Below are 8,498 nucleotides of genomic sequence, written 5' to 3' on the forward strand. Positions count from 1 at the left end.
GCTTATGGCTCTTTTCGGAAATCAGGCCGCGGATCCTCGGCATCAGCTTGGCGGCAATGGCACGGCGCGCCGGCGCGTCGAGCGATTGCACCGCCTCGCCACCAAAAATAGCCACGCGTTCCGACCGGCGCTCGAACCACTCGATTGCCTGGTTGATCACCGAGATCGTGGTCTCGTAGCATTCCTTGGGCGTGCAGCCCCAGGTGAACAGGCCGTGGCTTTCAAGCACAACGCCCTTGGCCTCAGGATTTTCGAGGCAGAATTTCTCCAGCCACAGGCCAAGCTCGAAGCCCGGCCGCTTCCAGGGCAGCCAGCCGATGGCGTCGCCGAAGATCTCCTTGGTGATCGCCTTGGAATCGTTGGCCGCCGCGACCGCGATGATGGCGTCGGGATGCATGTGGTCGACGCAAGCCTTCGGCACATAGGCGTGCAGCGGCGTGTCAATCGAGGCCGCGCGCGGATTGAGGTTGAAGGTGCAGTGGGGCAGATAGCCCACCATCTCATCCTGGTGCTCGACGCCGCGATAGAGCCCCTTGATGGCGCGCAGCTTGTCCATGTAGAGGGTGGCGAAACCGTCCAGCTTGATCGAGGCGCTGTCGCCGCCGGAGCCCTTCACCCACAGGACCTCGACATCCTCGCCGGTCAGCGGGTCCTTCTGCCAGACCTTGGACGAGGTGTTGCCGCCGCCATAATTGGTGACGCGCTTGTCGGATCCCAGCGTGTTCGAGCGATAGACCAGGAGCTCGGGACCGCTCATCCCTTCGGCTTTTGCATCGTCCCACAGATTGGCGAGGCGCGAGCCGGAGCGCTTGTCGAGCATAGGTATCCTCCCTTGGAGCGCATGTCGCGCTCCTCATTTCTTGCTCGGGAATGTCTACGCAAGCGCCCCGCTTGTCAATCACAAACGATCAATATCGATCATATTGCACTGCACAATGAAAATATATGATCGGAAATGATTGACACTGCGCGTTTTCTGAGGCCTGATGTTTGGGCAGGGAGGAACCATGCACGAAAAAGAGCGCCACAGGATCATTCTGTCCGCCGTCCAGGAAAAGCCTGTGGTGACGGTGCAGGAGATGGTCGAGCTGACGGACTCCTCCGAGGCGACGATCCGGCGCGACATCGCGGCGCTGCATGTGCAAAAGCGCCTGCGCCGGGTGCGCGGCGGCGCCGAGGCGATCTCGCCGCCGCAATTCATCGGCCTTGCCGGCCGGCCCTTCTCCGTCAACGAAACGCTGAACGCCGCGCAGAAGCGGGCGATCGCGCGGGAAGCGGTGAATCTGTGCGCCGACGGCGAGCCGATCATCATCAATGGCGGCACCACCACCTTCCAGATGGTGCATTTACTGACCGGACGCCGCATGCCGATCTTCACCAACTCGTTCCCGATCGCCGAGCACCTGCTCAAGCATTCCAAAAACACGGTGATGCTGTCGGGCGGCACGATCTACCGCGAGCAGAACATCATCCTGTCGCCCTTCGACAATGACGTGACGCGCAATTTCTATGCGCGGCGCATGTTCATGGGCGCGCAGGGCCTGGGGCCGCTCGGGCTGATGGAGGGCGATCCGCTGCTGATCCAGGCCGAGCAGAAGCTGATCGACCAAGCCGACGAATTGGTGGTGCTGGTTGATTCCACCAAATTCCGCATGCGCTCCAGCCTGATCCTGTGCGGGCTATCGCGCATCGCAACCGTGATCACCGACGACGGCATCGAGGACCGGGAGGCCAAGATGCTGGAAACGGCGGGCGTGGCGCTGATCGTCGCCCGCAGACAGCCAAGCGACAGGGAAGAATCTTCACTGCAGGCCTGAGGGAAACTCACGCCCGCAGCGGCGATGGAATGCAACGCTCAAGGGAGGATATTCGATGAGCTTTTTGAAGAAACTGCTGGTCACGGCGGCCTTTTCCGCCGCCATGTTCGTGAATGCCGCCTATGCCGAGAACGTCAAGATCGCGCTGGTGGTGAAGTCGCTCGGCAACGGCTTCTTCGACGCCGCCAACAAGGGCGCCGAGGAAGCGGCCAAGGAATTGGGCGATGTCGACGTCATCTACACCGGCCCGACCAAAGCCACCGCCGAAGCGCAGATCGAGGTGATCAACTCGCTGATCGCGCAGAAGGTCAATGCCATCGCCGTTTCGGCCAATGACGCCGACGCGCTGGTGCCGGTGCTGAAGAAGGCGATGGATCGCGGCATCACCGTCATCTCCTGGGACTCGGGCGTCGCCAAGGAAGGCCGCCAGCTCCACCTCAACCCGTCCGACACCGGCCTGATCGGAGAGACCATCATCAAGCTCGCCGCCGACTATTTGCCGGAAGGCGGCGACGTCGCGATCCTCTCGGCCTCCTCGACGGCGACCAACCAGAATGCCTGGATCGAGGCGGCCAAGAAGGTGCTGCCCGAGAAGTTCCCGAAGATCAAGCTGGTCGCCACCGTCTACGGCGACGACGACTCGGCCAAGAGCACCGACGAAGCCAAGGGCCTCTTGAAGTCCTATCCGAACCTCAAGGCGATCATCGCGCCGACCACCGTCGGCGTCGTCGCCGCCGCGCAGGTCGTCACCGACGAGAACCTGATCGGCAAGGTCAATGTCACCGGGCTGGCACTGCCGTCCGAGTTCAAGAAATTCATCGACAACGGCGCATCGCAAGCGGTCGCGCTGTGGAACCCGATCGACCTCGGCTACTCGGCGATCTACCTCGCGCACGACCTGGCGGTGAAGAAGGAAGAGGCCAAGCCCGGCGCCACGCTGTCGATCGGCCGCGTCGGCAAGGTGACGCTCGACGACACCAACTCGGCCGCGATGGCTCCGCCCTTCCAATTCGACAAGACCAACATCGAGAAGTTCTCCAAGATCTACTGATCCTGGACCGACGGCGCTGCCCCCTCATCCGGCCGCTTCGCGGCCACCTTCTCCCCGGCGGGGAGAAGAGCCTGGAGCCAAGCTCGCAAACCTCCTCTCCCCTCGGGGAGAGGTCGGCCGAGCGAAGCGGGGGTCGGGTGAGGGGGAGGCGACACGCAAGCGATTCACTGGGCTTGATACGACTATGGATACGACGGCCCATCACGGCAAAGCAGACGAGCGGCTCGCAACCTCGGCCCCCCGCTTGACGCTCGCGGGCATCTCGAAAAGCTTCCCGGGCGTCCGCGCCCTGCACAATGTCAGCCTGTCGCTCTACCCGGGGCAGGTGACGGCGCTGATCGGCGAGAACGGCGCCGGCAAGTCGACGCTGGTCAAGATCATGACCGGCATTTACCAGCCCGATTCCGGCGAGATCGGCATCGACGGCCAGGCCACCACGCTGCCCAGCGCGCACGCAGCATTCGGCCACGGCATCACCGCCATCCACCAGGAAACCGTGCTGTTCGACGACCTTTCGGTGGCCGAAAACATCTTCCTCGGCCACGCGCCGCGCACCCGCTTCGGCACCATCGACTGGCCCACGATGCGCAGCAATGCCCGCGAGGTGCTGGAGACGATGCGCGCCGGCCATATCGACGCCGACGCGCGCCTGAAGGACCTCGGCATCGCCAACAAGCACCTGGTTGCGGTGGCGCGCGCGATGTCGATCGATGCGCGCATCGTCATCATGGACGAGCCGACCGCGGCGCTTTCGATGAAGGAGATCGAGGAGCTTTTCCTTTTGATCGAATTCCTGAAGAGCGACGGCAAGGCGGTGCTCTTCATCAGCCACAAGTTCGACGAGATCTACCGCATCGCCGACCGCTACACCGTCTTCCGCGACGGCGAGATGGTCGGCGAAGGGCTGCTCAAGGACACCGGCCAGAACGAGATCGTGCGCATGATGGTCGGCCGCAACGTCGACCATATCTTCCCGCAGCGCGAGCCGAAGATCGGCGCGCCGGTGCTGTCGGTTTCGGGCCTGTCGCATCCGACCGAGTTCGACAACATCGGCTTCGAGCTGCGCAAGGGCGAGATCCTCGGCTTCTACGGGCTCGTCGGCGCCGGGCGCAGCGAGGTCATGCAGGCGATCGCCGGCATCACCCGCACCAGCCGAGGCACTATCTCGTTGGACGGTACATCGATCGCGCCGAAATCGGCCGCGGATTCGATCGGGGCCGGCATCGTCTATGTGCCGGAAGAGCGCGGCAAGCAGGGCGTTGTCATCGGCCTGCCGATATTCCAGAACGTATCCCTGCCCTCGCTGGCGCGCACCTCGAAATCCGGCGTGCTGAGGCTGGCGGAAGAGTTCTCGCTCGCCCGTTCCTACACCGAGCGGCTGGACCTGCGCGCCTCATCGCTCAGCCAGGATGTCGGCACGCTTTCCGGCGGCAACCAGCAGAAGGTGGTCATCGCCAAATGGCTGGCCACAGCGCCCAAGGTCATCATCCTCGACGAGCCGACCAAAGGCATCGACATCGGCTCCAAGGCCGCCGTGCATGGCTTCATGGCCGAGCTGGTCGCGCAGGGGCTTTCGGTGATCATGGTGTCGTCGGAGCTGCCGGAAATCCTCGGCATGTCGGACCGTGTCGTCGTCATGCGAGAGGGCCGCATCGCCGCGACCTATGACAACAAGGGCCTCGACGCCGAGACGCTGGTTCGAACCGCAGCGGGAATCGCGGCATGAAGAGCTTCCTCAAATACCGAGAAATCTGGCTGCTCGCCGGCATCGTCGTGCTGATCGGACTGATCTCGACGCGCTTCCCCGGCTTCGCCGATCCGGCCAATCTGCGCCAGGTGTTCAACGACACATCGATCCTGATGATCCTGGCGCTGGGACAGATGGTGGTGATCCTGACGCGCTCGATCGACCTCTCGATGGCGTCCAATCTCTGTTTCACCGGCATGGTAGTGGCGATGCTCAACGCCGCGCATCCGGCGATCCCGATCCCGGTGCTGATCGTCATCGCGCTCGCCGTCGGGCTGGTGCTTGGCGCGATCAACGGTTTCCTGGTGTGGCGGCTGAACGTTCCCTCGATCGTGGTGACGCTCGGCACCCTCACCATCTATCGTGGCGCCACCTTCGTCGTCTCCGGCGGCGCCTGGGTCAATGCCGACCAGATGAGCCCCGACTTCATCAATTTCCAGCGCGCCGCCTTCCTCGGCCTTCCAGTGCTGTCCTGGATCGCCATCATCGTGATCGCGCTGTTCTTCCTGGTGATGACGCGGACCGCGATCGGCCGCTCGATCTACGCCATCGGCGTCAACCCCACCGCCTCGGTCTATGCCGGCATCGATGTCGGCCGCACCAAATTCATCGTCTTTTGCATTTCCGGCATGATCGGCGGGCTTGCTGGCTACCTCTGGATCTCGCGCTATGTGATCGCTTCGGTCGAGGTCGCCAACGGCTATGAGCTCAACATCATCGCCGCCTGCGTCATCGGCGGCATCTCGATCGCCGGCGGCATCGGCTCGGTCGGCGGCGCAGTGCTGGGCGCGCTGTTCCTCGGCATCATCTCCAACGCGCTGCCGGTCATCAACATCTCGCCCTTCTGGCAGATGGCGATCTCGGGCAGCGCCATCATCCTGGCCGTGGTGCTCAACGCGCGCGGCGAGCGCCGGCAGGGCCGCATCATCCTGAGAAAGGCGGAAGCGGCATGACCGACACCCCTGCCCCGCGCCACATCCCCGACCGGCTCGACAAGCCGCTTTCCTCGGCGATCTTCTCCTGGGAGGCGCTGCTGGTCGTCATCGCGGTCGCCATTTTCGCGGTGAACAGTTTTGCTTCGCCCTATTTCCTCGACCCGTGGTCGCTGTCGGACCTGACCTTCAACTTTACGGAAAAGGGGCTGATCGCGCTTGCGATGGCGCTGCTGATCATCTCCGGCGAGATCGATCTGTCGGTCGCCGCGATCGTGGCTTTGGCCTCGACCATGATGGGCATGGCGGTGCAGGCCGGCGCCGGCACGCCGGTGCTGGTGGCGATCGGCATTGCCGTCGGCCTCGCCTGCGGCGCCTTCAACGGGCTGCTCGTCACGCGGCTCGGCCTGCCGTCCATCGTCGTCACCATCGGCACGATGAGCCTGTTTCGCGGCATCGCCTTCATCATCCTCGGCGACCAGGCCTACAAAGGCTATCCGGAAAGTTTTGCGTTCTTCGGCCAGGGCTATGCCTGGTGGGTCTTCTCGTTCGAGCTGGCGCTGTTCCTCGTCGCGGCGCTGATCTACTGGTTCGTGCTGCACCGCACGAGCTTCGGCCGCCGCGTCTTCGCCATTGGCAACAATCCGGTCGCCTGCCAGTTTTCCGGCGTGCGGGTCGACCGTATAAAATTCATCCTGTTCTGCCTGACCGGGCTGATGTCGGGCATCGCTTCGGTGCTGATCACCTCGCGGCTCGGATCGACGCGACCGTCGATCGCGCAGGGTTATGAGCTCGAAGCGATCACCATGGTGGTGCTTGGGGGTGTGTCGATCCTCGGCGGCGCCGGCAGCATCCTTGGCGTCGTGCTGGCCGCCTTCATCATGGGGCTGGTGACGTTTGGGCTTGGTTTGCTCAACGTGCCGGGCATCGTCATGTCGATCTTCATCGGCTTGTTGCTGATCATCGTCATTGCATTGCCGATCGTCTGGCGGCGGCTGCGTGAAGGACGCTTCGCCTGATGGAGAAATACGCCTTCAAGATGAAGCTCAATCCCGGCATGAAGGCCGAGTACAAGCGCCGCCATGATGAGATCTGGCCTGAGCTGGTTGCACTTCTGAGAGAGGCCGCCGTCTCCGATTATTCGATCCATCTCGACGAGGAGACTAATATCCTGTTCGGGGTGCTGTGGCGCCGCGATGACCATGGCATGGCCGACCTGCCGAAGCACCCGGTGATGCAGCGCTGGTGGGCGCGTATGGCCGACCTCATGGAGACCAAGCCCGATAACGAGCCGGTGGCGGTGCCGCTCGAAACAATGTTCCATATGGCATGATCGTCGCCGTCATCGATATCGGCAAGACCAACGCCAAGGTGGCGCTGGTCGATCTCGCGACATTGAGCGAGATCGCGCTGCGCCGTATCGCCAACGCGCCGGTGCGGCAGGCGCCCTACCCGCATCACGATGTCGAGGCGCTGTGGACGTTCATCCTGAACAGCCTAGCCGATCTCAACCGCGAACGGCGCATCGATGCGATCTCGATCACCACGCATGGCGCGACCGGCGCGCTGGTCGGCGCCGCCGGCGAACTGGCGCTGCCGGTTCTCGACTACGAGTTCGACGGCCCCGACCAGCTTGCGGCCGACTACGATGCTGTTCGTCCGCCCTTCGCCGAGACCGGCACGCCGCGGCTGCCGATCGGCCTCAATCTCGGCGCGCAGTTCTTCTGGCAGCAGAAGCGCTTCCCGCCGGAATTCGCACGAGCCGCCGCAATGCTGATGTATCCGCAATACTGGGCGCTGCGGTTGACCGGCGTCGCCGCCAATGAGGTGACGTCGCTCGGCTGCCACACCGATCTGTGGAATCCCTGGACATCCGACTATTCCTCGCTGGTCGACAGGATGGGCTGGCGCCGGTTGATGGCGCCGGTGCGGCAGGCCAAGGACCGGCTTGGCCCGATCCTGCCAACGATTGCGCAACGGACGGGGCTCGCCCCACAGACCCCGGTTTTCTGCGGACTGCACGATTCCAACGCCTCGCTGCTGCCGCACCTGCTGTCCGACGCGCCGCCCTTCTCCGTCGTCTCGACCGGCACATGGGTGGTGTCGATGGCCGTGGGCGGCCGGAAGGTCGAGCTCGATGCGGCGCGCGACACGCTGGTCAATGTCAACGCGCTGGGCGATCCGGTGCCGTCTGCGCGGTTCATGGGGGGACGCGAGTTTTCGCTGCTGACCGAGGGCCAGCCGCAGGAGTGGAGCGATGACGATGTCGCCGCCGTGCTGGCGCGCCAGGTTCAGCTTCTGCCTTCGACGCAGCAGGGTTCCGGACCCTTTCCGCATCGCGCCGCGCAGTGGGTCAATGCCGGGGGCTTGAGCCCCGGGCAACGCTTCGCCGCCATCTCGTTCTATCTCGCGCTGATGAGCGCGACCTGCCTGGAATTGATCGGCGGCGATGGGCCGACAACCGTCGAGGGACCATTCGCGCGCAACCCGCTTTTCATCAAAATGCTGGCGGCGGCGACGGGCCGATCCGTCGTCGCGTCGGAGACCTCGACCGGGACCAGCATCGGCGCCGCGCTGTTGGCGTCGGATGGCATTGACACAGCAAGCAAGGGCGAACAAACGGAACCACAAGCGGAACCGGTCTGGGGCGACTACGCAGAGGCGTGGCGGCTGGCCGTCTAGACGTAGCCCTTTTTCTGAGAGTCCGGTGCTGCCCCTCATTGCCCTGCCGGGCATTTCTCCCCGTATAGTGACGGGGAGAAAGACGCTGTTGTCCCGGCCTTCGCCAATTTTCGACGCACAGAATGGGCGCCGGCGGCGCGGCTGTCCAGCGGATAGATGGGTAACACTTTGAACCGGATACATAGGTAACAGTTTTCTCTCCCTATGATGCGGTCGCCGCAGCGCCAAGCGGTCGGCTTGGCGCGGCGCTGCGGCGAACCAGTTTCATG

Annotated in this window: 9 protein-coding genes; 7 read left to right on the forward strand and 2 right to left on the reverse strand. The window is 63.8% G+C overall.

Annotated features, from left to right (window positions below):
* Positions 1-820, reverse strand: an 820-nt coding sequence (locus EOA27_RS11895; RefSeq protein ID WP_189562009.1) for a class II aldolase/adducin family protein, incomplete at its 3' end; no start/stop codon positions are given.
* A gap of 187 nt (positions 821-1,007) precedes the next feature.
* Between EOA27_RS11895 and EOA27_RS11900 the strand changes: the two genes are divergently transcribed.
* The 7 genes from EOA27_RS11900 to EOA27_RS11930 all read left to right on the forward strand — a co-directional run bounded on the left by EOA27_RS11900 (position 1,008) and on the right by EOA27_RS11930 (position 8,229).
* Positions 1,008-1,817, forward strand: a complete 810-nt coding sequence (locus EOA27_RS11900) for a DeoR/GlpR family DNA-binding transcription regulator (RefSeq protein WP_126079319.1) — start codon at positions 1,008-1,010, stop codon at positions 1,815-1,817.
* 55 nt (positions 1,818-1,872) lie between these two features.
* Positions 1,873-2,868 (forward strand): rhamnose ABC transporter substrate-binding protein, encoded by a 996-nt coding sequence (gene rhaS, locus EOA27_RS11905; protein ID WP_042637283.1) that lies wholly within the window; start codon positions 1,873-1,875, stop codon positions 2,866-2,868.
* A gap of 184 nt (positions 2,869-3,052) precedes the next feature.
* Entirely contained in the window at positions 3,053-4,594 is a 1,542-nt protein-coding gene (locus EOA27_RS11910; RefSeq protein WP_126079320.1) for a sugar ABC transporter ATP-binding protein, read from the forward strand.
* Positions 4,591-5,568 (forward strand): ABC transporter permease, encoded by a 978-nt coding sequence (locus EOA27_RS11915; RefSeq protein ID WP_126079321.1) that lies wholly within the window; start codon positions 4,591-4,593, stop codon positions 5,566-5,568. The genes EOA27_RS11910 and EOA27_RS11915 overlap by 4 nt, the downstream gene beginning before the upstream one ends.
* Positions 5,565-6,566, forward strand: a complete 1,002-nt coding sequence (locus tag EOA27_RS11920) for an ABC transporter permease (RefSeq protein ID WP_126079322.1) — start codon at positions 5,565-5,567, stop codon at positions 6,564-6,566. The genes EOA27_RS11915 and EOA27_RS11920 overlap by 4 nt, the downstream gene beginning before the upstream one ends.
* Positions 6,566-6,880: an L-rhamnose mutarotase gene (rhaM, locus tag EOA27_RS11925; protein WP_189343260.1), complete on the forward strand. Its 315-nt coding sequence runs from the start codon at positions 6,566-6,568 to the stop codon at positions 6,878-6,880. Before EOA27_RS11920 ends, rhaM begins: the two co-directional genes overlap by 1 nt.
* Positions 6,877-8,229, forward strand: coding sequence for an FGGY-family carbohydrate kinase (locus EOA27_RS11930; RefSeq protein WP_126079324.1), 1,353 nt, complete (start codon positions 6,877-6,879; stop codon positions 8,227-8,229). The genes rhaM and EOA27_RS11930 overlap by 4 nt, the downstream gene beginning before the upstream one ends.
* Positions 8,230-8,264: 35 nt before the next feature.
* On the opposite strand, the gene EOA27_RS41510 is transcribed toward EOA27_RS11930, so the two are convergent.
* Positions 8,265-8,498, reverse strand: a 234-nt coding sequence (locus tag EOA27_RS41510) for a hypothetical protein (protein ID WP_210214146.1), incomplete at its 5' end; no start/stop codon positions are given.

The sequence above is a fragment of the Mesorhizobium sp. M2A.F.Ca.ET.037.01.1.1 genome (assembly GCF_003998075.1).
In the GTDB taxonomy this organism is placed as follows: Bacteria; Pseudomonadota; Alphaproteobacteria; order Rhizobiales; family Rhizobiaceae; genus Mesorhizobium.

Coding starts and splice junctions, on each gene's coding strand:
- EOA27_RS11900 (WP_126079319.1), top strand. CDS start 1,008: ATGCACGAAAAAGAGCGCCACAGGATCATTCTGTCCGCCGTCCAGGAA.
- EOA27_RS11930 (WP_126079324.1), top strand. CDS start 6,877: ATGATCGTCGCCGTCATCGATATCGGCAAGACCAACGCCAAGGTGGCG.
- EOA27_RS11915 (WP_126079321.1), top strand. CDS start 4,591: ATGAAGAGCTTCCTCAAATACCGAGAAATCTGGCTGCTCGCCGGCATC.
- rhaS (WP_042637283.1), top strand. CDS start 1,873: ATGAGCTTTTTGAAGAAACTGCTGGTCACGGCGGCCTTTTCCGCCGCC.
- EOA27_RS11910 (WP_126079320.1), top strand. CDS start 3,053: ATGGATACGACGGCCCATCACGGCAAAGCAGACGAGCGGCTCGCAACC.
- EOA27_RS11920 (WP_126079322.1), top strand. CDS start 5,565: ATGACCGACACCCCTGCCCCGCGCCACATCCCCGACCGGCTCGACAAG.
- rhaM (WP_189343260.1), top strand. CDS start 6,566: ATGGAGAAATACGCCTTCAAGATGAAGCTCAATCCCGGCATGAAGGCC.